This is a genomic window from Arthrobacter sp. PvP103 (assembly GCF_017833075.1).
Taxonomy (GTDB): Bacteria; Actinomycetota; Actinomycetes; order Actinomycetales; family Micrococcaceae; genus Arthrobacter.
Map to the genome: position 1 here is coordinate 1748339 of NZ_JAFIBQ010000001.1, position 21992 is coordinate 1770330.

At 65.5% G+C, this 21992-nt stretch carries 23 protein-coding genes; 5 read left to right on the forward strand and 18 right to left on the reverse strand.

Annotated features, from left to right (window positions below; genetic code table 11):
• Genes JOE41_RS08090 through JOE41_RS08105 form a run of 4 tightly spaced genes read right to left on the reverse strand, consistent with a single transcriptional unit; the run spans position 1 to position 4356 of the window.
• Positions 1–1062, reverse strand: a complete 1062-nt coding sequence (locus tag JOE41_RS08090) for an NAD(P)-dependent alcohol dehydrogenase (RefSeq protein ID WP_209751881.1) — start codon at positions 1060–1062, stop codon at positions 1–3.
• A gap of 35 nt (positions 1063–1097) precedes the next feature.
• On the reverse strand, positions 1098–2018 hold the full coding sequence (locus tag JOE41_RS08095) for a carbohydrate ABC transporter permease (RefSeq protein WP_209751884.1): 921 nt from the start codon (positions 2016–2018) through the stop codon (positions 1098–1100).
• Positions 2015–2983 carry a carbohydrate ABC transporter permease gene (locus tag JOE41_RS08100; protein WP_209751886.1) on the reverse strand — a complete coding sequence of 323 codons (969 nt, stop codon included), beginning with the start codon at positions 2981–2983 and terminating at the stop codon, positions 2015–2017. The genes JOE41_RS08095 and JOE41_RS08100 overlap by 4 nt, the downstream gene beginning before the upstream one ends.
• Positions 2984–3009: 26 nt before the next feature.
• Complete coding sequence (locus tag JOE41_RS08105) at positions 3010–4356, reverse strand: sugar ABC transporter substrate-binding protein (RefSeq protein WP_209751888.1); 1347 nt, start codon at positions 4354–4356, stop codon at positions 3010–3012.
• A gap of 288 nt (positions 4357–4644) precedes the next feature.
• Here JOE41_RS08105 and JOE41_RS08110 point away from each other — a divergent pair, with 288 nt between their 5' ends.
• From JOE41_RS08110 to JOE41_RS08120, 3 genes are all read left to right on the forward strand, one after another.
• A complete protein-coding gene (locus tag JOE41_RS08110; protein WP_209751890.1) occupies positions 4645–5568 on the forward strand; it encodes an AraC family transcriptional regulator in 924 nt (307 codons plus the stop codon).
• Positions 5569–5739: 171 nt separating this feature from the next.
• Positions 5740–6039, forward strand: a complete 300-nt coding sequence (locus JOE41_RS08115) for a DUF4193 domain-containing protein (RefSeq protein ID WP_011693406.1) — start codon at positions 5740–5742, stop codon at positions 6037–6039.
• A 60-nt stretch (positions 6040–6099) separates the two neighbouring features.
• The gene (locus tag JOE41_RS08120) at positions 6100–6483 is read left to right on the forward strand and encodes an RNA-binding S4 domain-containing protein (protein WP_011693407.1); all 384 of its coding nucleotides are present in this window, start codon (positions 6100–6102) and stop codon (positions 6481–6483) included.
• A gap of 63 nt (positions 6484–6546) precedes the next feature.
• Here the strand turns inward: JOE41_RS08120 and JOE41_RS08125 are convergent, their stop codons facing one another.
• The 12 genes from JOE41_RS08125 to JOE41_RS08180 form a co-directional block, all read right to left on the reverse strand.
• Positions 6547–7623 carry an L-idonate 5-dehydrogenase gene (locus tag JOE41_RS08125; protein WP_209751892.1) on the reverse strand — a complete coding sequence of 359 codons (1077 nt, stop codon included), beginning with the start codon at positions 7621–7623 and terminating at the stop codon, positions 6547–6549.
• Positions 7623–8393, reverse strand: a complete 771-nt coding sequence (locus JOE41_RS08130) for an SDR family oxidoreductase (protein WP_209751895.1) — start codon at positions 8391–8393, stop codon at positions 7623–7625. Before JOE41_RS08130 ends, JOE41_RS08125 begins: the two co-directional genes overlap by 1 nt.
• Entirely contained in the window at positions 8390–9334 is a 945-nt protein-coding gene (locus tag JOE41_RS08135) for a 2-hydroxyacid dehydrogenase (RefSeq protein ID WP_209751897.1), read from the reverse strand. The genes JOE41_RS08130 and JOE41_RS08135 overlap by 4 nt, the downstream gene beginning before the upstream one ends.
• A 41-nt stretch (positions 9335–9375) precedes the next feature.
• The gene (locus tag JOE41_RS08140) at positions 9376–10125 is read right to left on the reverse strand and encodes an SDR family oxidoreductase (RefSeq protein ID WP_209751899.1); all 750 of its coding nucleotides are present in this window, start codon (positions 10123–10125) and stop codon (positions 9376–9378) included.
• Between the two features lie 42 nt (positions 10126–10167).
• On the reverse strand, positions 10168–11514 hold the full coding sequence (locus JOE41_RS08145) for an MFS transporter (protein ID WP_245200664.1): 1347 nt from the start codon (positions 11512–11514) through the stop codon (positions 10168–10170).
• Between the two features lie 45 nt (positions 11515–11559).
• Positions 11560–12573 carry a biotin-dependent carboxyltransferase family protein gene (locus JOE41_RS08150; protein ID WP_209751901.1) on the reverse strand — a complete coding sequence of 338 codons (1014 nt, stop codon included), beginning with the start codon at positions 12571–12573 and terminating at the stop codon, positions 11560–11562.
• A complete protein-coding gene (locus JOE41_RS08155; RefSeq protein ID WP_209751903.1) occupies positions 12570–13295 on the reverse strand; it encodes an allophanate hydrolase subunit 1 in 726 nt (241 codons plus the stop codon). The genes JOE41_RS08150 and JOE41_RS08155 overlap by 4 nt, the downstream gene beginning before the upstream one ends.
• Position 13296: 1 nt before the next feature.
• A complete protein-coding gene (locus JOE41_RS08160) occupies positions 13297–14085 on the reverse strand; it encodes a LamB/YcsF family protein (protein ID WP_209751905.1) in 789 nt (262 codons plus the stop codon).
• A gap of 135 nt (positions 14086–14220) precedes the next feature.
• The gene (locus JOE41_RS08165; protein WP_052500618.1) at positions 14221–15036 is read right to left on the reverse strand and encodes an ABC transporter permease; all 816 of its coding nucleotides are present in this window, start codon (positions 15034–15036) and stop codon (positions 14221–14223) included.
• A 2-nt stretch (positions 15037–15038) separates the two neighbouring features.
• Complete coding sequence (locus tag JOE41_RS08170; RefSeq protein WP_209751907.1) at positions 15039–15959, reverse strand: ABC transporter permease; 921 nt, start codon at positions 15957–15959, stop codon at positions 15039–15041.
• Complete coding sequence (locus JOE41_RS08175) at positions 15956–17080, reverse strand: ABC transporter ATP-binding protein (protein ID WP_209751909.1); 1125 nt, start codon at positions 17078–17080, stop codon at positions 15956–15958. Before JOE41_RS08175 ends, JOE41_RS08170 begins: the two co-directional genes overlap by 4 nt.
• Positions 17081–17128: 48 nt before the next feature.
• Positions 17129–18211, reverse strand: a complete 1083-nt coding sequence (locus JOE41_RS08180) for an ABC transporter substrate-binding protein (RefSeq protein WP_052500620.1) — start codon at positions 18209–18211, stop codon at positions 17129–17131.
• A 319-nt stretch (positions 18212–18530) separates the two neighbouring features.
• Between JOE41_RS08180 and nac the strand changes: the two genes are divergently transcribed.
• Positions 18531–19451 carry a nitrogen assimilation transcriptional regulator NAC gene (gene nac, locus JOE41_RS08185; protein ID WP_209751911.1) on the forward strand — a complete coding sequence of 307 codons (921 nt, stop codon included), beginning with the start codon at positions 18531–18533 and terminating at the stop codon, positions 19449–19451.
• A gap of 132 nt (positions 19452–19583) precedes the next feature.
• On the forward strand, positions 19584–19814 hold the full coding sequence (locus JOE41_RS08190) for a hypothetical protein (RefSeq protein WP_307800681.1): 231 nt from the start codon (positions 19584–19586) through the stop codon (positions 19812–19814).
• Positions 19815–19965: 151 nt separating this feature from the next.
• On the opposite strand, the gene JOE41_RS08195 is transcribed toward JOE41_RS08190, so the two are convergent.
• The gene (locus JOE41_RS08195) at positions 19966–20643 is read right to left on the reverse strand and encodes a 4-carboxy-4-hydroxy-2-oxoadipate aldolase/oxaloacetate decarboxylase (protein WP_209751913.1); all 678 of its coding nucleotides are present in this window, start codon (positions 20641–20643) and stop codon (positions 19966–19968) included.
• A gap of 25 nt (positions 20644–20668) precedes the next feature.
• On the reverse strand, positions 20669–21877 hold the full coding sequence (locus JOE41_RS08200; protein WP_209751915.1) for an aspartate transaminase: 1209 nt from the start codon (positions 21875–21877) through the stop codon (positions 20669–20671).
• Positions 21878–21992 lie beyond the last annotated feature (115 nt).

Sequence of the window (21992 nt, forward strand, 5' to 3'; positions counted from 1 at the left end):
TCAGCGGCCCGGGTAGACCACGGCTTTGAGCTGCCCGGGCTGTTTGCCGGCCGTGAGCGCTTGCTCGGATTCGGCCAGGGCGAACCTGCCGGTGACCAGGATGTCCAGGTCCACTTTTCCGTCGGCGATCAACTGGATGGCCAGCGGCCAGGTGTTGGTGTAGCGGAACACCCCGGAGAGCCAGATCTCCCGGTTCTGGATGTACGAAACGGGGAGTTCGACGTCGTCCGCGCCGAGCCCGACGAGGATGACCCTTCCGGCCGGCCCCACGGCCTTGATGCCGGAACGGACAGCCTGCGGTGCGCCGGAAGCGTCAATAAAGGCGTCGACGTCGAGCCCTTCCACACTGTCGGTCCTCGCGTTGAGCGCGTGCGTGGCGCCGTGCTTGAGCGCAAATGCCAGCCGGTCCTCGGCAATGTCGCTGACGTAGATTTCGGTGGCGCCGAACGCCCGGGCCGCCTGGGCGGCGATGATGCCGATGGGTCCCGCGCCGGCGATCAGCACCCGGCTGCCGGGCTTGATCTCGGCGCGTTCGCAGGCCCAGAGCCCCACCGAGAGCGGTTCGATCAGGGCGGCTGCCTCGTCGCTGACGCTGTCCGGGAGGTCGTAGGCGAAGTCGCCCTGGATGGTCACGTATTCGGCGAAGGCGCCGTCGATCGGCGGGGTGGCGTAGAACTCGATGTCAGGGCACAGGTTGTAGCGGCCGGCCTTGCACTGCTTGCATTTGCGGCACGGGCGCTGGGGTTCGACGGCGACCCGGTTGCCGACGCGGGCGGGGTCCACGGCGCTCCCGACGGCGGCGATCCGGCCGGAGAGTTCGTGGCCAAGGATCAGCGGGTGGTCCACCACGTAGTCGCCGATCCGGCCGTGCTCGTAGTAGTGGACGTCGCTGCCGCAGACGCCGACGGCGGCCACCTGGACCAGAACCTGGTCGGCGTCGAGCTGCGGGACGGGCAGGGTCTCCATCGCCATGTCGCCCTGGCGCTTCAGGATGGCGGCCCGCATGGTGGCGGGCAGTTCGGCGTGCGCGTGGGTGCTGGACTGGACGGTTGGGGTTGTCATCTGAGTCATCCTTTGGGAATCGAAGGGACGGCGGGCTATTTCACGGCGCCGAGGGAGAGGCCCTGGACGAGTTTGTCCTGGGCGGCAAAGCCGGCGAACAGTACCGGGAGCGAAATGACGACGGCGGCTGCGCAGACCTTGGCGAGGAACAGGCCCTGGCCGGAGACGAAGCCGGTCAGGAAGACCGGGGCGGTGCCTGCCACCACGCCGGTCAGGACCCGGGCCAGGAGCAGTTCGTTCCAGCTGAAGATGAAGCAGATCAGGGCGGTCGCGGCGATGCCGGGCATCGCCACGGGGGCGATAATCCTGCGGAGCGTCAGCAGAAGGCCGGCGCCGTCGATCTGGGCGGCTTCGAGCATTTCCACCGGTACTTCTGCGAGGAATGACCGCATCATCCAGACCGCGATGGGGAGGTTCATGGACGTGTACATCAGGATCAGGAACCAGATGTTGTCCAGGGCTCCGACGGTTCGGGCGAAAAGGTAGAGCGGCAGGATTGCAGCCACCACGGGCATCATCTTCGTGGAGAGGAAAAAGAACATCACGTCGGTCCACTTCTTGACCGGCCGGATGGACAGGGCGTAGGCCGCCGGGATCGCCAGGACCAGGACGAAGACGGTGGACAGGATCGAAGCGGTGGCGGAGTTGATCAGGGAAGGCCACGGGCTGACGCCGGACGTTTCCCCGAAGAATTCCCGGTACGCGTCCAGGGTGAGGTTCGCAGCGATGGAGGGCGGGTTCGTTGCAGCGTCGGTTTCGGAGTGGAAGGAGGTCAGGATCATCCACACGACCGGGGCGGCGAAGAGCAGGGCGAGCAGCCAGGCCGCGAGGCCGGCCGCGGTGTTGTTGCGGGTGGGATCCATGCGGGTCTTGCCGCGGCGCGGGGAGCGGCCGGTATTCAGAGCGGTGGGGCCGGCGGAGGTTTCGCGGGGCGCGGCGGGGGTGAGGGTGCTCATCGTGCTGCCTCCTTCTTGAAGAGTGAAAAGACGGTGCGGAGTGCGAACGTGGCCACGATGATGGTGCCGATGACCACCACGACGCCTGCTGCGGATGCCAGGCCGTATTCGTTGGCGAAGTAGAACGTCTGATAGATCGCGTAGGGCAGGTTGGCCGTGCCCAGTCCGCCTGCGGTGAGGGTGAAGACGGCGTCGAAGTTCTGCACGATGTAGATCGCCCCAAGCAGGCCGCCCAGCTCCAGGTACTGGCGCAGGTGCGGCAGCGTGAGGTGGCGGAAGATGGCCCATGGTGTGGCGCCGTCCATCTGCGCAGCTTCCACGGTGTCCATGGGGCGGGACTGCAGGCCGGCCAGCAGGATGAGCATCATGAACGGCGTCCACTGCCAGACCAGCGACACGATGACGGCCATCATGGGTGCCTGGGACAGGAGGTCCAGCTGGGGTGCCGTGGCGCTGCCAAAAAGGGACCAGACCCAGGTCAGGATGCCGTTGATCAACCCGTAGGTGGGGTTGAGCAGGGCGTGCTTCCAGATCAGCGCCGCGGCTACGGGCACCACCAGGAACGGGGCGATCAGCAGCGTCCGTGCCAGTCCGCGGCCGATGAACTTCTTATCCAGCAGCAGGGCCAGGCCCAGGCCGACGAGCAGGCTCACCAGGACCACTGAGACGGTAAGGAGGATGGTGGTGAAGATTGCCTGTCGCAGGTCGGGATCCGTGAGGACCGTGACGTAGTTTTCCAACCCGGCGAAGGCGGTCTTGTCCGGGCTGAGGCTGTTCCAGTTTAGGAACGAGATGATCAGCGTCACCACGAACGGAAGCTGGGTGACGACGATGAGGAAGATCAGGGCCGGCAGCAGCGGCGCGCGCCGCGCCCAGGCCAGCGCACGCTCACGTGATTTGGCGTTCTTGGATGGGGTGGCTGCGCTGCGTCCCGATCGGGAGATACGCGCCGTTGCGGTAGTCATGATGTTCTCCTGCTGTTGGGTAGTTGCTACTTGTACTTATTGCCGACTTTTTGTGCAGCTTCCTGGCCCTTGGCCAGCGCGTCAGCCACAGAACCCTGACCGGCGATGGCGGAGCTGACACCCTGGGACACGTTGGTGCCGAGGGCGGCGAACTCGGGAATGCCGACAAACTGGATGCCGACGGCCGGGCGTTCCTGCGCGCCGGGGTTCTTCGGGTCTGCGTTCTCAATGGCGAAGCGTTCAGCCTTGAAGAACGGCGCAGCCCTCTGGAATTCGGCGTTCTCGTAGGTGGAGATGCGCTTGCCGGAGGGAACCTTGGCCCAGCCGAGCTTGGCCGCGACGAGTTCCTCGTATTCCTTGGAACTGGCCCAGGCGATGAATTTCCCGGCAGCATCCTGCTTCTTCGAAGCTGCCTGCATGGCCCAGGACCAGGTCCACAACCATCCGGAGGACTTGGTTTCCTTGATAGGGGCCTGGGCATAGCCGATCTTGCCCTTCACCGGCGATGCCTCGGATTCCAGGGCTCCGGCGGCCGATGTGGCGTCGTACCACATAGCCACTTTGCTCTGGCTCATGTTGTTCAGGCACTCGGTGAAGCCGGCCTGGGCGGCGCCTGATTCACCGTGCTCGCGGACCAGCTTGGTGTAGAACTCAACTGCCTCGGTGAATTCCGGGGAGTTGACCTGGGCGTTCCAGTCCTTGTCGAACCAGGTGCCGCCGAAGGTGTTCACCACCGTGGTCAGCGGCGCGAAAACCTGGCCCCAGCCGGGCTGGCCGCGCAGGCAGATGCCCTTCATCCCCGGAGCGGCGCCGTCCACTTTCGCGGCTATGTCCGCGACTTCATACCAGGTGGGCTTCTCCGGCATGGTGAGGCCCTTGGCGTCCAGGATGTCCTTCCGGTACATCAGGAAGGACGATTCGCCGTAGAAGGGTTCGCCGTAGAGCTTGCCGTCGGTGCCGGTGAGGGATGCCGTGTAGGCCGGGAGGATGTCGTCCTGTTCAAACCCCGGGTCCGCGGCCACCTTGTCCAGCGGAGCGAGCCAGCCGTTGGCGGAATAGAACGGAATCTCGTAGTTGGACAGTGAGGCCACATCGTACTGGCCGGCCTGGCTGGAGAACTCCTGGCTGATCTTGGCGCGGACGTCGTTCTCGGGCAGGATCGTGTAGTTGACCTTGACGCCGGTTTCCTTGGTGAAATTCTCCGCGGTAAGCCGCTGCAGGTCCTCCATCTGGGGGTTGTTCACCATCAGGACATTGATGGTGTTCGGGTCGCCGGCGGAATTGCCTCCGCCAGCACCTGCACAGGCCGAGGCACTCAGGGCCACGCACAAGGCGCCGGCGGCCAGGGTCGCAGTACGCATTTTTGGACGCATTAAGGACTCCTTTGTTCTTCATGGGGGTGCACAGCCGCCGCACCCCGACTGCTGCCTCGGTGTACCGGACTGGGGCGGGGCTTACGATCGGGGATCCGATGCGCCGCGCTGATGTATCTCAACTTTAGGCTTGCGGGACAGGGCACAACTAGCGCCGTGGTTGCCGGTTTCTGATACTTATTTTCCCGACACTTCCCGCCTGCCCGCCTCCGGCAGGTACTAATCTAAGGAAAAGGCTCCTGCGAGCGTTCCATTTTTCATAACCGCCCATCCCACGGAGAACCCATCATGAGTGCCGCCGACCCCAGCGACGGAGCCACCGCGAGGCTGGCCGAAAGGCTGCTGGGGATGCGGGCTAACAGGGAAGTCATCCCGCCCGATCCCAACCACTCCGTTCGGTGGCACCAGCACGACTACCCCAGCCCCGTGGCGCGGTGGAACTACCATCCCGAGTACGAGATCCACTTGATCCGGAAGGGCACTGGAAAGTTCATCGTCGGAGACCACATCGGCACCTTCGAGGCCGGCCATGTGTCCCTCGTCGGCTCCGGACTGCCCCACGACTGGGTCAGCGACCTTGCGCCCGGTGAAGTGCTGGCGAACCGCGACGCCGTCATCCAGTTCGACGGGAAATGGGTCGAGCAGACCGCCGCCCTGGTCCCGGAGATAGCGGAGGTCCGGCCCCTGCTGGAGCAGTCCGCGCGCGGGATCGAGTTCCTGGGCCGCTCAGCCGTGAAGGCGGCCGCGTCCATTGAGGCGATGGGCGCCTCCACCGGGCTGGAACGGCTTCATCATCTGTTTGAACTGTTCGCGGTACTTGCCCATGCACCCGCTGAAGAACGCCGGTATCTCGCCGATGAGTGGTTCCGGCCGCAGCTGGACGGCCAGGCCGCGGCCGTGGTGGACATCATCCTGGAGTACGTATTCACCAACCATGCCGGAAACGTCAAGATGTCCGAGGCCGCGGCCCTGGTGGGAATGCCGGAGCCTACCTTCTCGAAGTATTTCAAGCGCGCCACCGGCCAGAACTTCAGCGCCCTGGTCCGCAAGCTCCGGCTGGCGCACGCGCGGCGGCTGCTGGAGCGCAGCGACAAAGCGATTTCCGAGATCTGCTACGAAGTCGGCTTCTCCAACCTGTCCAACTTCAACCGGCATTTCCTTAACGACGCCGGCGAAACCCCCCGGAACTACCGGCAACGGGTACAAAGCTGACCGCCTTCCGCCCCTCCGCAAATGCACGACGGCGGGACTTCCCGCCGTCGTCCGCTTGCGTTTGGTGCCGCAGCGGAAGGCCTTTTATGTTCCCGCCGGAGTGGCTAAGATGTGTTTTCTTCAGACGGTACACAGACGCCGTCTTCGCCTGCTCCAAGGAGAGACCGGCACATGGCAACCGACTATGACGCGCCCCGGGTAACCACAGAGGACGAGGCAAATGACGCGGCCGACGTTCTCAAACCCGAGCGCTCGGCCACGCAAACGTCCCAGATCGACGTGGACGAGTCCGATCTGGCCGACTCCTTCGAGCTCCCGGGAGCCGACCTGTCGCATGAGGAACTCCTGGTTCAGATCATCCCCGTCCAGAAGGACGAGTTCACCTGCATGTCGTGCTTCCTGGTCCACCACCGCAGCCAGCTGGCCCGCGAGAAGGACGGCATGAAGTACTGCAAGGATTGCGAAGGCTAGGTCACGCCTGCTGCCGCACGGTCGCTGGACGATCGCGTCCCGCTATACTCGGCTGCAGTCATGAGCAGCCTTCCGTCAGCCCCCGCCACAGTCCGCATTGATGCCTGGCTGTGGGCCATTCGCGCCTACAAGACCCGTTCTGCAGCCACTGCCGCCTGCCGGGCCGGGCACGTCCGGCTCAACGGAAACCCTGCCAAGGCCTCGCAGTCGCTGGTTCCGGGCGACACCGTCCGGGTCCGCCAGCCGGGTTACGAACGGATTCTTGAGGTCCGGCGGCTGATCGCCAAGCGCGTGGGCGCCGAGGCGGCCGCACACTGCTTCACCGACCACACGCCGCCCAGGCCGGTGGCGCCCGCACTCGGTCTTCCGCAACGCGACCGCGGAACCGGGCGGCCTACCAAGAAGGACCGCCGGGAAATGGAACGCCTGCGCGGGCCGGCCTAGGCGCGGGCCTGGACACGGGCATGGGACGCAGCCATCGCGTCCCGGTTGACTGGACGGACACGGTCAGCCTGCGCCCCCGAAGCTCAGGAGCACCTTCCCGGACTCGGCGGAGTTCCGGGCGACGCCGAAAGCCTCGAGGGCTGCCTCCACCGGGTACTCATGCGTTATCACCGGATCGATCTGCAGGGAGCCGTCGGCGAGGGCCGCGATGACGTCGTCGATCTCGCCGTTGAAGCGGAACGATCCCTTGAGCTCCAGTTCGCGGGTGATGGCCAGGGAGATCAGGACCGGCTGGGGCCCGGTGGGCAGCAGGCCCACCATCACCACCGTGCCGCCGCGGGTTGCGCCCTGGATGGCTGACGCCAGCCCGTGGTGGTTGCCGGAGGATTCAATCACGACGTCGGCCTCGACGGCTGCGATCGCTTCCACGTCGTCGGCGGCGAGGACCTCGTCCGCGCCTACGGCCGTAGCGATTTCCAGCGGCCTGGCGTGCATGTCGACGGCGACGATCCGGCCTGCGCCGGCCCGCTTCAGGACCGCAACGGCAAGCGCGCCGATGGGGCCGCTGCCGATCACCAGGACAGTTTTCCCCGCAACGTCACCGGCCCGGGACACCGCGTGCCATGCAACGGAGGCGGGCTCGATCAGCGCTGCCGTGCGCAGGTCAATGCCCTCCGGCAGCGCGCGCAGCATCCGCGCCGGCAGGTTCACGTACCGGCTGAACGCGCCGTCGGTGTGCGGGTAGCGGGCGGCGCTGCCCAGATAGGTGCACCCGGGCGAGAGGTTGGGCCGGTCCGCCGGATACCGGGCTGCGCCGGGTGCCGGAGTTGCCGGGTGGACGGCGACGGCGGTCCCCGCGGCCGGACCGGTGCCGTCAGCCGCGGCGCGGACCACAGTCCCGGAAATCTCGTGGCCAAGCACCAGGGGCGCCTTCAGGATGGATTCGCCGGCCGCACCGTGCAGCCAGTAGTGCAGATCGGAGCCGCAGATGCCGCCGTAGAGAACCTCGATGACGGCCTCCTCCGGGGCCGGGGCGGCGAGAGTTACGTCGTCGATCCGGAGGTCGCCGGCGGCGTGGGCCACCACGGCAGGACCAGAGACGGGAAGGGCTTCGACAGCCAGGGCGTCGGTGGTGGGCATCAGACCACCACCGTCATTCCGCCGTCGATGAAGATGGTCTGGCCGTTCACGAAGTTGGAACCGTCGGAGGCCAGCCAGACGGCCGGGCCGGCCAGGTCCTGCACGGTCCCCCAGCGGTGGGCCGGGGTGCGGCCCAGGATCCAGGCGTTGAACTGCTCATCGTCCACCAGGTTCTGCGTCATTTCGGTGTGGATGTAGCCCGGCGCGATCCCGTTGATCTGCAGGCCGGAGGCCGCCCATTCCGCGGTCATGGCCCGGGTGAGGTTCCGCAGCCCGCCCTTGGCCGCGATATACGGGGCGATGGTGGGCCGGGCCAGGTCGGTCTGCACCGAGCAGATGTTGATGATCTTGCCCCGTCCCCGCGGGATCATGTGCCGGGCAGCCTCTCTGCCTACCAGGAAGGCGCTGGTCAGGTCGGTGGAGATGACGCGTTCCCAGTCCTTCACATCCAGCTCCAGCATGGGCACCCGGTGCTGGATTCCGGCGTTGTTCACCAGGATCTCCAGCGGTCCCACGTTATCCTCCACCCACGTAATTCCCCGCGCGGCCCCGGCGTCGCTGGTGACGTCGAAGGCGCAGCTGTGTACCCGGCCCGGAGCATAGTCGGCGGCCATCGCGGCTTCGGCGGCTTTCAGGCGTTCCTGGTTGATGCCGTTCAGCACCACCGTGGCGCCGGCATCGGCCAGTGCCCGGGCCAGGGCGTTGCCGATCCCCCGGCTCGAACCGGTCACCAGGGCAACACGCCCCGTCAGGTCAAACAGCGGGCTCATGCGAAAGGACCGGCCTGCACCAGGTTGGCGGGCGCCTGTCCCGCTGCGAGGGCTTCGAACTGCTGCCGCAGGAGCTTGAGGATCCTGGGCTGGAACGCTGACGCGTTGCCGCCAATATGGGGCGTGATCAGGGCGTTGGGCGTGGACCACAGCGGGTGGTCCTGCGGCAGCGGCTCGGGATCCACGACGTCGAGCGCGCACTGCAGGCGGCCGGACAGGACTTCCTTGGTCAGGGCGGTCGTGTCCATCACGGAGCCGCGGCCCACGTTCACCACCAGGGCACCGTCCGGGAGGGCGGCGAGGACCTCTTCGCCGATCAGCTGGTGGGTCTGCTGGTTCAGGGGCAGCACGGAAACGATGATGTCGTGCGACGCGGCGAGCGCGGTCAGTTCGGAAGACCCGTGAACCTCGCCGTGCTCATCCGTGCGCGCAGAGCTGCCCACCCGGGTGACGGTGACCTCGAACGGCGCCAGGCGCAGGGCAATTTCGTGCCCGATCCCGCCGACACCCACCAGCAGCACCCGCCGGTCCGCCAGCGACTGGCGCCGCTCCGGCCGCCACAGCCCGTACTGCGAATCGCGGACCGCCTGGTCGATGCCGCGCAGCTTCGCCAGGATTAGCCCCAGGGCCAGTTCGGCGGTGGCGGCGGCATGGACGCCGGAGGCGCTGGCCACGCCGGCCGCCGGACCGGCGGCCTCGATCACGCCGTCGTATCCGGTGGACTGCGTCTGGACGTATTTCAGGTTCGGGACGCCGGCAAGGGAGCCCAGCACGGCGGAGGCGTCGATGTACGGGAGGATGACGCCGTCGATCTCACTGAGCGTCCCGCCGTCGGGATCTGTCTTCAAGTCCCACACCACTCCCCTCAGCCCGTCGGGCAGGGGCGAGAGATCGGCGAGCAGTTGCGGGTCGGGGAAGCTGACGGTGCGGACTGTTTGCATCGAAGAACCTATCAATCGGTGGCGGGTTGGGGCGGGGGCCGTTAGCGGCGGTCGAAGGTGAGGCCGCCGGGGACCTGGAAGGTTGGCATGAGTTCGAGCATGCCCACGTTGACGTGGCGGGGTGTTTCGATGGCGTAGTCCATGGCGTTGACGATGTCGTCCGTGGTCAGCGATTCGTAGCCCTCGTAGTACGTCTTCCACGCCTCCTCCATGGCTTCGGGAGTACCGCCCATGTTGCGGCCGAAGATCTCAGTTTCGACGCGGCCGGGGCAGATTTCGGTGACGCGGATGCGCTTGCCCACGGTGTCGTTGCGCAACTGCCGGGAGACCTGGTGCACCGCCGCTTTGGTGGCGTGGTAGACGGTGTGGCCGTAGAAGTTGTACACGCCGGCGATGGAGCTGATGTTGATGACGTGCCCGCGGTCGCGTTCCACCATCCCCGGCAGCACCAGCCTGGTCAGCTGCAGCAGGCCGCGCAGGTTGACGTCCACCAGTTCGTCGATGTCGCTCTCGCTGGAGTCCAGGATGTTCCCCGGGCGGGAAACTCCGGCGCAGTTCACCAGGACGTCCACTTCAAGATTGCCGACGGCGGCAGCCAGCGCCGCGGTGTCGGTCAGGTCGACGACGTGCGGGACCGCGCCGGTTTTGTCGGCCAGTTCGTTGAGGCGCTCCTCGTTGCGGGCCAGGGCGTGGACGGTTAGTCCCCGCTTGGCCAGGCGGCCGGCGATTGCGGCACCCATTCCGGTGGACGCGCCCGTAACGAGGGCAGTTGAATAATCTGAAAAAGGCATGGAAGTCTCCTGGTGGATTGCGGTGCAGTGCTGCAGGGGTGGTTAGGCGTCGCGGAGCGGCAGATGCGCCCGGTCCTTCACCGTGCTGACGGCGGCAAGGGTGCCCAGCGCGGTGATGACTGCGTAGAACGCTGGCATGTAGATGTTGCCGGTGGATGAGATCAGCCAGGTCATCAGCAGCGGTGCCGTGCCGCCGAAGAGTGCGGACGAGATGTTGTAGCCCAGTCCGTAGGCCGAATAGCGGACCCGGGTGGGGAAGAGTTCCACGATCAGGATGTGGATCACTGCGGTGTGCCCGGCGAAGACCACCGCCATGATGCAGGCGCCGAGTATGGCCAGTGCCATCTGGCCGGTGGCGATGAGCGCGTAGGAGGGAATGCCGAGGACGGCCATGGCGATCGCGGAGCCGGCGATGACTTTCTTGCGGCCGACGCGGTCCGAGAGGGCGCCCATGAAGGGGATAGCGATGCAGATGACCACCAGGCTGCAGGCAGTGACCAGGAGGGCTTCGCCGATGGTGAAGTTGAGCTGCTTGCCTTTGAGGAATGTGGGCATGTAGGAGAACAGGACGTAGTAGCCGGAGCCGTTCATGAGGGGGATGAAGAGGGCCAGCAGCATTGCCCGGCGGTGTTCGGCCGAGGCAAACGCTTCCTTCAGCGGGTTCTCGGACAGCCCGCCTTCTTCCTTGAGCTTTTCAAAGTTGGGGGTGTCGCTGATCGCCTTGCGGATGTACCAGCCGATGATGCCCATGGGGATGGCCACCAGGAACGGGATGCGCCAGGCGAACGCGCCGAAGCCGCCCCCGTCGATCGCTGCCTGGGTGAGCCAGGGAGACATGGAGAACGCGACGAGCGTGCCGGTAAGGAGGGCGGCGAAGGAGGCGATCTGCGCGTAGGACGTGATCACGCCGCGCTTGCCTTCGGGTGCATGTTCGGCGAGGAAGGTCATGGCGCCGGCGGCTTCGCCGCCAACGGAGAAGCCCTGCAGCATGCGGAGCAACACCAGGAGCACGGGGGCCGCGACGCCGATGGCCGCGTAGGCGGGCAGCAGGCCGATGCCCGCCGTCGCCACACTGATCAGCAGGATGACGAAGACCAGGAGCTTTTGCCGCCCGATCCGGTCGCCCAAGTATCCGCAGACCACGGCGCCGAGCGGCCGCACGAAGAATGACACGGCGTATCCCGCAAAGACGAACAACAGGGCGTTGTCCGGGTTGCCGGGTGCCAGAAAGACGAGGGCAAGGGTACCGGCCATGAAGGCGAAGATGCCGTTGTCGTAGAGTTCGACGAAAATCCCCACGCACCCGGCGGTAATGACTTTCCGGGTTTGCCTGGCACTGAGCCGGTCCTGCTGCGGGGCGGTCTCGCGCATTGATGTTGACACGTTCATTCCTAACTTGAATCTTGTGCGAAAAGAGGGGGCCATCGGTGTTTCTCAGCTGCCTGCTGCCGGTACGAGTTCCGGCCAGCCGGGCTGCCTGCCGATGCCCAGGAGGGAGAAGACGGTGCTGACTGTGGAACGGAGCGTTTCCAGTTCCCGAAGCGCGGCCCGATGCTTAGCTGTTGCTTCCGGGACGGTGGTCTTGCGGAAAGTAATGGTGTGCCCGGGCCTTGCCTGGGCAAGGACGTCCAGTGAGCGGCTGGTAACCACCGCGAGCACGGGATAGCCGGCGGTGACTCCGCGTCCGCGGTGCAACACCAGGAGTTCGTCCCGGGACGGCACTTCGATAGCCCCCACCGGAACGCCGCGGGACAGCACTTCCGCTGTGGACTGGCGCTCGGGAAGCGCGCCGCCGAGGCGCAGGCCGATGTGGTTGCTCCGGCCGCTGACGGTGTATTCGGTGTTGTAGAGAAGGTCGGCGGTGTCCCCGAACTCGTCCAGGTCCGGGCCGTCCGTGACTTCCACAACCGCCCGGCTGCTGAATTCGGGCCGGGTCAGTCCCAGCCGGAAGAGCGGCAGGTCAAAGTACGGCTGCCGGATCGGTCCGACGCTTCGTGAGGTCTTCAGTTCGGTGCCTTCTGAAAGCCGCAGTCCGAATCCGACGACCGTGTCCGGCGCGCAGCTGCCGAGCAGGACGGGCGCCTCCACCGAGCCGTGAACGGCAATGTAGGCCCGCAGGCCGCCGGTGATCCGGCGCAGCGCCACCGTTTCCCCGGCACGGACGGACACCGGTTCCCATTGCGGGCATTCGCGCCCGCCCACAGTGAGGTGCAGGGGTGCTCCGGTGACCGCGATGAGGATGTCCGTGGTGGCCCGCATCCGGAAGTCCAGGGCGGTGACCTCCAGCAGCGGTGCGTTGTCGGCGTTGGCGGCGAGGATGTTCGCTGCGCGGGCGGAGAACTGGTCCAGGGCACCGTTTACGGGCAGCCCGAACCGGGGCCCCCGGAAGCGTCCCAGGTCGGTGACCACAGAGTTGCCGGGCTGCTGGATGATCAACGGCCCGTTCATTGTGCTGCCTCCAGTTTCCGGCCGGCGAAGCTGGCGAACTCTTCGGGCTGGATCTGGTGGAACCTGACCACGTCGCCGGGAACGTACGGGACGAGGGGTTCGCTGGCGGCGTCGAGAACGGTCAGGGGTGTCTGGCCGATGACGCACCATCCGCCGGGTGCCGCCGCTGGGGCAATGACTGCCTGCCGGCCCGCCACGGAAACGGCACCTGCCGGAACGGACAGGCGGGGGTCCTTCAGCCGCGGGACGGGGAGCGGGAAATCGGGGCCGTCCATCATGGGCGAGCCGGCCGGGGCGCCGAGGCAGCGGATCACGTAGGACTTGGCTGTATGGACGGCAATGACCTCCTGGACCGACAGCTGTTCATGGGCGGCAACCCGCTCCAGGTCCGGACCGTACTCCCCGCCGTAGGCCACGGGGACCTCGAACATCCGGGGAGCCCGGGACGGCGCACCGATGAAATCGAGCTGGCGCAGGCCCATCAGTACAAAGGCCCGGACCTGGCGTGCTGAGGTGACCCCGGGGTCGAATTCCACGAGCAATGAGTCGTACGTCGGCACAGCGCCGTGGACGCCGTCGGCGCCGGCTTCCTCAAGCCATTCGGCGAGGGCATGCACGGTGGTCCAGTTGGCTTCCGTATCCGGGGACGAAGCGACGACGCGCAGTGCAGCGTCCCCTGATTCGTGGACCTCCACCGGAGTTGGGGTTGGGGTGGCTGCCATGTCAGGCAGCTTTCACTTTGGCGCCGAGGACCTGTGACAGCGGGGCAATGGTCACTCCGGCGCTTTCGAGTTCGGCGCGTACCTGCCGGGCCAGCTGCACCGCGCCGGGGGTGTCTCCATGCAACAGGACCGTGTCGGCGACGATGGGCAGGTCGGTGCCTGCGACGGTGGAAATAAGCCCTTCGCAGACCATCCGGACGGTGCGGTCCACGATGGCTGAAGGATCGTGGATGACGGCGCCGGGGCGGCTGCGCGGCACTAGTGTGCCGTCCGCCTCGTAGGCGCGGTCTGCGATGCCCACGATGGCCACCGGGAGCCGCCGCGCGGCCGCCGCCGTGGCCAGCTCGCCGTCCTGGGCCAGGACGATGAGGTCAGGGTTGATGCGGGCGGCGGCGTCGGCCACTGCGCCGGCGTAGTCGGCGCGGGTGGCCACGAGGTTCCCGAGTCGTCCGTGCGGTGCGAGGTGGGCGACGCCGGCACCGTGATAGGCGGCGAAGGCGCTCAGTGCGCCGAACTGGTAGACGACGTCGTTGCGGACTTCGTCCGCGGTCAGGTCCATGGCGCGGCGGCCGAAGCCGCGGAGGTCGGGGAAGCTCGGGTGCGCCCCGATGCTGACGCCGCGGCGGACGCATTCGGCCACAGTCGCGTGCATGATGTCCGGGTCTCCGGCATGGAAGCCGCAGGCGATGTTGGCGCTGGAAACCACTTCGAGCAGGGCCGCGTCGTCGCCCATTGAGTAGGCGCCGAAGCCTTCTCCGAGATCTGCGACGAGATCAACGATGGGTCCCATTGAGTGCCTTCCTGGGTGGGTGTGGTTCGGTGTGCCGTTTTGACCGGCTTCTGCAAAAAAGTCTGACACCGCGAGTTTGATCACACAAAGACGTAATCGGTGTCACGGGATAGGTGGCGGTTATGACCGCAGCGCCTAGCGGAGGGCTTTGCGCAGCCCCATGACGCGTTCCACCACCACTACTACCGCGAGGGATATCAGGATGAGGATGACTGACAGGGCCGCCACGGCGGCGTCTGCCGAGTTTTCCACGTACCTGAGCACCTGCACGGGCAGGGTGGGCAGGCCGGATTCGGCCACGAAGAGCGAGATGACGGCTTCATCGAAGGAGACGATGAACGCAATGACGCCACCGGCGATCACGCCCGGCTGGATGATGGGCAGGGTCACCCGGCGGAAGACCGTCCACGAGTCCGCACCCAGGACGCGTGCGGCCGCTTCACAGGACGTGTCAGTGGTGGCCAGGCTCATCAGGGTGGTGCGGATGACGAACGGGATGGTGATGGCCACGTGGCCGATGATGATGCCGGCATAGGTGTTGGTCAGTCCCAGCGGGCCGAACAGCAGCACCATGCCCAGGGCCAGCACGATGCTGGGAATAAGCAGCGGCGATAGGAAGAACGACTGCACGGCTGCCTTGGCCTTGAAATCGAACCTGTCCAGCGCCAGCGCGGCCGGCACACCGAGTGCCAGGACAATGAGGGTGACAATGACGGCCACGATGAGGCTGACCTTCATTCCTTCCATGAACGTGCTCTCCTGCGGGAGCATCTCGTACCACTTCAGCGTCAGCCCTTCCGGCGGGAAGGACAGGTACTGGTTGGAGGCGAAGGAAACGACGCAGACGATCAGCAGGGGTGCCAGAAGGAACAGGTACAGCAGGAACACCAGCAGCCCGAAGGCAGGCTTGGCGGGGTTGAAGCGCGGCTTGAATATCCGGACGTCGCTCACGGTCAGCCTCCGATCTTTTTAGTGAGGCGCTGGTAGACGGCAATGATCAGGCCGAAAAGCACCAGCAGGATGACGGACAGGGCGGCGGCGAAGGGCCAGTTGAGCAGGCCGGTGGTCTGGTCATAGATTTCGGTGGCCAGGACCTGCACGCTGCCTCCGCCCAGGAGCCGCGGGGTGATAAAGGTGCTGATGGCAAGCACAAAGACCAGCAGGAACGCTGTCAGGAGGCCGGGCAGGCTCAGCGGGAGTGTGACCCGGGTGAAGACCTTGAACTTGCTGGCGCCGAGGGAGCCGGCGGCTTCCTCAAGCTGAGGGCTGAGCCGGCCGAAGCCGGAGATCATGGCCAGGATCGCGTAGGGCATGAAGATCTCCACCAGCCCAATGGTCACACCGGTCATGTTGTTGGTGAGCTTCAGGGGTGTGTCGATCAGGCCCAGGCCCTCGAGGGAGGAGTTTATGAGTCCGTTGGTCCCGAGGATCACCATCCATCCGTAGGTGCGCACCACGGCCGAGGTCAGCAGCGGGGCGATGGCGATGGCGATGAGCAGGCCGCGGTACTTGCTGGTGCTGCGGGCGAGGAAGAGCGCCACCGGGTAGGACACCAGGGCGCAGAGGATGCCCACGGTCACGCCCATCTGGAAGGTGTCCAGGGTGACGCGCCAGTAGTACGGGTCGGTCAGCGGCTGGATGTAGGTGTCCAGCGTGAACGTCTCCACGATGACGCCGTCAGGGGCGCCCTTGTTGAAGGACATCCGGACCATGTAGGCCAGCGGGAACACGAAGCTGACCAGCAGGCCCAGGAGCCCGGGCAGGAGCAGGGCGAGGTAGGTGCGCCGGTTGCGCCGTTCGGTGGCCTTTTCGAGCAGGCCCTCGTCCCGGCCTGTCCGTTCTTCCGCGGCAACCGGCGTTTGCAGGAGCGTCATGCCGCCAGCCTTTCCGCGGACGCAGCCGCGGGCAGGAGATAGGCGTCCTCGGGCGCCCATGAGAGGTACGCGGCGTCCCCGGTGCAGGGAAGGTCGCCGCTGGAGGTCAGCAGCTGGGCCTGCAGCTGCTGCTCGCCCACGCGGACGGCCACGGCCAGGGCATCGCCGGTGTAGCTCACCCGTTCGATGGTTCCCGCGACGGGTGCCTGGTCCGCTCCGGGGCGCAGGGCCACGGTGAGCCGGTGCGGGCGGATTACCATTTCATGGGTGCTGCCTGACAGGCCCGCTGCGCCGACGGCGCCGAACTGGCCCAGGCCTTCGACGTCCACTTTGTAGTAGCTTTCGCCGGCAACGCCTGCCCGTCCGGTTTCGGCGCCCACCCGGGCGGTGAGGAAGTTGGCCTGGCCAATGAAGTTGGCCACGAAGTGCGTGCGGGGGCGTTCGTAGACGTCGGTGGGCGACCCGAACTGTTCGATCAGGCCGCCGTTCATCACGGCGATCCGGTCGGCCATGTCCAGGGCCTCGTCCTGGTCGTGCGTGACGAAGAGGGTGGTGGCCCTGGTGCGTTGCTGGATGGACCTGATCTCGGTGCGCATGGTTTCGCGGAGCTTGGCGTCCAGGTTGGACAGGGGTTCATCGAGCAGGAGGAGAGTGGGCTCGACAACGAGCGCTCGGGCCAGTGCGATGCGCTGCTGCTGGCCGCCGGAGAGTTCCTTGGTCTGCCGCTTTCCTAGGTGGCCGAGCTGGACCATGTCCAGGGCCGCCGCGACACGGGCTCTTTGCTCGGATTTCGGCGTCTGGCGCATTTCCAGGCCGAAGGCCACGTTTTGCTCCACGTTCATGTGCGGGAAGAGGGCGTAGGACTGGAACACCATGCCCATCCCCCGCTTGTTTACCGGCGTGTGGGTGATTTCTTTGCCGTCCACCACAATGGACCCGGCCGTCGGGTCCATGAGGCCGGCCACCATCCGCAAGGTGGTGGTCTTGCCGCAGCCGGACGGGCCGAGGAGCGCCACCAGGTGCCCCTCCTCAACTTCCATGTTCAGGCGGTCGACGGCGGGCTCAAGACCTGCTGCATATCTTTTGGTCAGATCTACGATCGACAGTTTTGGTTCAGTCACGGGATCAGTTCTCCTGAAGTGATGTTGGGGAGGGGCACCGGTTCGCGGTTATTTGGTGATGATCTGGCGCTTCCAGATGTCGGTCCACTTATCACGGGCGGAGGACAGGAATTCCACATCCAGCGGGACAATGTTCAGTGACCCGTCGGTGGGGACCACACGGGCTTTCACGTCTGCCGGAAGTTCTGCATTGCTGACGGAGGGTGCGTAAAAGAGTGCCTTAGCAAAGGCGGTCTGCGCCTCGGCGGACAGGGCGTAGTCCACGAACGTCTTGGCTGCGGCTGAGTGCGGCGCATCCTTCACCACGTTGATGGTGTTGATCTGGTAGACGGTGCCTTCCTTGGGGAAAGTGACGCCCATCTTCTTGTTGCTCTGGTCGCTGTAGAACTGGCCGCGGGCATTCTGGCCGAGGCCCAGGACGGTCTGGCCCGTGATGACGTTCTGGTATTCGTCCGGGTTGGGCGCGAAGGTCTGCACGCCCGGGGCCATCTCCTTGAGGCGGGTCACCGCGGCATCAATGCCCTTGGTGTAGTCCTCCCCCGCCATTTTGGCGGTGATGGCCGTCAGGGACAGGCCCAGCAGGGACGGCGGGGCGTTGACGTTGATCTTTCCGGCGTACGCGGGGTCCCACAGCACGTCCCAGCTCTCGGGGGCCTGGGGGAAGGTGGCAGTGTCGTAGACCAGGCCCACGGCGTCGAGCATGGCCACCGGGCCGTACCCGTCCTTGTCGCGGAATTTTTCCGGGACGTTGGCGAGGTTCGGGACGCCGGCGGCGTCCACTTTCTCGAAGAGGCCTTGCTTGTTGCCGGTGGTGGAAACCGAGTTGTCCATGATGGCGACGTCGGTTGCCGGGTTGGTCTTCTGGCCCTGCAGGGCGCTGAGCATCTCAGCCGAGGACCGCTTGGAGGCGTAGTTGATCTTGATGTCCGGGTACTTGGCCTTGAACGGTTCGATGACTGCGGCGGTGTACTGGTCCTGCCATACGCCCGAGTAGGCAATCAGGTTCACTTCGCCTGACGTAGCGCTGTCGTTGCTGGCTGCTCCGGCGCCGCCCCCGCAGCCGGAGAGTACCAGCGCCGCAGCGGACAGCGCGGCGACTGCTGTGATCTTGCCTTTGATGGTTGCTCGCATTTGTCATCTCTTTCTCATAAGGAAGAATCCGGGGTGTTGGTGGCGGATCCTGATGTTCCGACGCTAAGGAGTGCACATTTCGGAAATGTAAAAGAAAACGTCTATTCCGGTAAAACCCAATAGCATGCAAAATGCGTCTGGGGTCATTGTTAATTTGCATATCCATCGGAGGGGTAGAATGTTCGATGAATGAAATAGCGTTCTGGGTTCAACCTAGTGTCAGAGATGTGGATCACACAAAGACCTGTTGCGTATCCCTCCATAGCATCCGGTTATGACCTTTCCCGGGTTCAGGACGCCGCGAAGAGAGAAGACGGCCATGGACACGCGGAAGCTTGCGTATTTCGTCCAGATTGTGGATTCGGGAAGCATCACCAAGGCGGCGGCGGCGCTGCATGTGGCACAGCCTGCCCTGAGCCAGCAGGTGTCGGCACTGGAAACGGATCTCAAGCAGCGGCTCCTGATCCGCAGCAAGCAGGGCGTTAAGCCCACGGCCGCGGGGCACACCCTGTACCGGCATGCCCAGTCGATCTTGCGTCTGGTGGAGCAGGCGCGCCAGGACGTGGCCGCGTCGGGCGCCGCACCGTCCGGGCGGGTGTCCATCGCGATCGCGCCCTACAGCATGGCGTCCAGCCTGACGCCCAAGATCATCAGCGAAGTGGGCCGCCGGTACCCGGACATCGTCCTGCATGTCACGGAAATCTATGGCGGCGTCTTGAGTGAGGCAATCAAGAATGGCCGCTTGGACATGGCCCTCATTTACGAGCCGGGACCTATCCGCGGCGTCCAGTTCACCACCATGATCATCGAAGACCTGCACTTTGTGGTCAACGCGGGCAGATTCCCGGTTGAACCCGGGAATGGCGAGATTTCGCTGGCGGAAGTGGCCCGCCACGGACTGTTCCTGCCCGAGAAGATCCACACGCTTCGGCAGGCCGTGGAGGCCGGTTTCACCAACAAGGGGCTCACCCTCAAGCTGGTCGGTGAAGTGGAGTCCGTGCCGTCCCTGGCGCGCCTCCTGCGGGCCGACCTGGGGGCCACCATCATGCCCAAGTCAGCGGCTGACGCACTCTTCCACGAGGAGGACTTCCACGTCCTGCGGATTGTGGACCCGGCCCTGCAGTGCAAGATCGCACTGTGCACCCCCGACCATGATCCGCTTTCCGAGGCGGCGTCGGCGGTGCTACTGGTGCTGAAGGAAATGCTCCAGGAAATGCTTAGCAATAAATATGCGAGATAGCGTTGCCATAGCATCCGCTTATTAGGGCACTCATCATTCGTCTTAGTATCCGGGGGCTCCTAATCCTAAAATTGTACGTAGGCCGATAAATTGCGGCGGTTGCATTTATGGAGAATTAATTGGGAGTGAGCCGTGAAAAAAATCAACGCTATCCGCAGGAATTCCGAGACAAACCCGGGGCTGATGGCCAAAACGGGTTTCCACTGCCCCGCAAACGGTTTTTGGCGCCCGGAGGACCGCTCGGTTGCCCCTGTCTTTGTTTTCGAAGGCAGCATCATGCCGGCCAGCAGCGGAGGGTCCACTGTCTGGTATCTGGAGGATGCCGTGTTTGGCCCGCCTACCCATTACCTTCCGGCCCGGTAGGAAGCTATCGCGAATGGGAGGGCTCGATGTCCTGCAACGGACATCGAGCCCTCCCATTCCACTTGCCGCGGCCGCGCGCTTCTGGATATGCGGACGCCGCCGCACGGGATTTCCCGTACGACGGCGGTGCTGCCGCGGCTTGTGCGGGCGGCTAGGCCTCTTCGACGAGCAGGCCCTTGGCTTTGAGGACCTCGGTGAGGTTGCACAGCTCGATGGTGGTTCCGCCGGCCTGGTAGAGGCCGATGAGTTCTCGCTCGGCGTCGTCGCGTTCCTGCGAGAGGCGGATGACTTCCTCGATCTCGTCCTTCCGCACCACCACTACGCCGTCCGCGTCGCCGCGGAGCACGTCGCCGGGATAGATGATCTCGTCGCCGAAGACCACCGGGTGGTTGATGGGGCCGATGGTTTCCTTGACGGTGCCCTTGATGGAAACGCTGCCGGAGAATACGGGCAGTCCCAGTTCGATGAGGTCCTGGGTGTCTCGGACGCCCGAGTCGGTCACCAGGCCGGCGAGGCCCTTGGCCTTCATGGCATTGCCGAGGACGTCGCCGAATGTCCCGGCTTCCTCGTACTCCCCCGCCGCGGCAAGGATGACGTCCCCGGCCTCGGCATAGTGGATGGCCACCTGCAGCATGAGGTTGTCCTTGGGGGCGCAGCGCACGGTGACGGCGGGGCCGCAGAAGGACATGCTCCGGTCGATGGGCTTGATCCTGGAGCTGAGGGCGCCTTTACGTCCCTGTGCCTCGTGGATGGTGGCGGACGAGAACTTGGCGAGGCGGCTAACGGCGTCGGCTTCGGGTCGTTCGATGGTGGTTTTTACGTGGATCACGGCGTTTTCCTTCGGTGGATGTGGATCAGTTGAGGGCCCGGACGGCCTTGTCGATGGCCGCGATGGACTCTTCGATGACGTCGAGGCTGGTGGCGTAGGAGATGCGGAAGTAGGGGCCCAGTCCGTAAGCCGACCCCTGGATCACGGCTACGGAGGCTGCCTCGAGGAGGTAAAGGGTGAAGTCTTCGTCGTTGGCGATGATTTGCCCCTCGGTGGTCGTCTTCCCGATGACGCCCGCACAGTTGACGTACGCGTAAAAGGCGCCTTCCGGCGTCGTGCATGACAGTCCGTCGACGGCGTTCAGCGCGGCGACTGCCACATCGCGCCGGCCGCGGTAGGATTCGAGGCTTTCCTGCACGAAGCGCTGGCTGCCCGTGAGGGCGGCGGCAGCGGCGGCCTGGCTGACGGAGGACGGGCAGGAGGAAATCTGCGACTGGAGTTTATTGATCGCGGCGATCAGCGGGGCGGGCCCCGCCGCGTAGCCCAGGCGCCAGCCGGTCATGGCGTAGGCCTTGGACACACCGTTGACCGCCAGGATGCGGTCCTTCAGTTCCGGGGCCACCTGCACCAGGTTGGAGAGCTTGCCGGTGCCGAAGTAGATCTGGTCATAGATCTCGTCCGTCAGGATGTGCACGTGCGGGAAGCCTGCCAGGACATCGGCGAGCGCGCGCAGTTCCGCCGCGGAGTAAACGGCGCCGGTGGGGTTCGACGGTGTGTTCAGGATGACCCATTTGGTCCGCTCGGTGAGGGCTCCGGCCAGGGCCTCGGGGGTGAGCTTGAACCCCGTCTCCTCGCCGCAGGCAACCACCACGGGCGCGCCCTCGTTCGCGAGCACCATGTCCGGGTACGAGACCCAGAACGGCGCGGGCACCACTACTTCATCGCCAGCGTCCAGGGTGGCCATGAAGGCTGTGAAGATCACCTGCTTGGCGCCCCCGCCGATGGTGATCTCGGCCGGGGTGTAGTGGATGCCGGTGCGCAGCTCTAGGGTCTGGAGGATCGCCTGCTGCAGGGCGGGGGTTCCGGTGACGGAGGTGTATTTGGTCTCCCCGCGGGTGATCGCCTCATTGGCGGCTGCCTTGATGTGCTCCGGGGTGTCGAAGTCAGGCTCGCCGACCGTCAGGTCCAGGATCCGGCGCCCTTCCGCTTTCAGCTCACGCACACGGGCCGCGGCGGCCACGCTGGCGGAGGACTTGATGCGGGACACCCGTGATGCAGGTTCAAATTTAGGCATGGTCTCTTCCTACGGATTCAGGAGGGAGCGGTACTCGCTTCCTTCGACCCTAGGGAATCGTGGCGCGTCTGGATAAGACCTAAAGTGCGTGGACGGATAAGCGTCTCTTATGGCC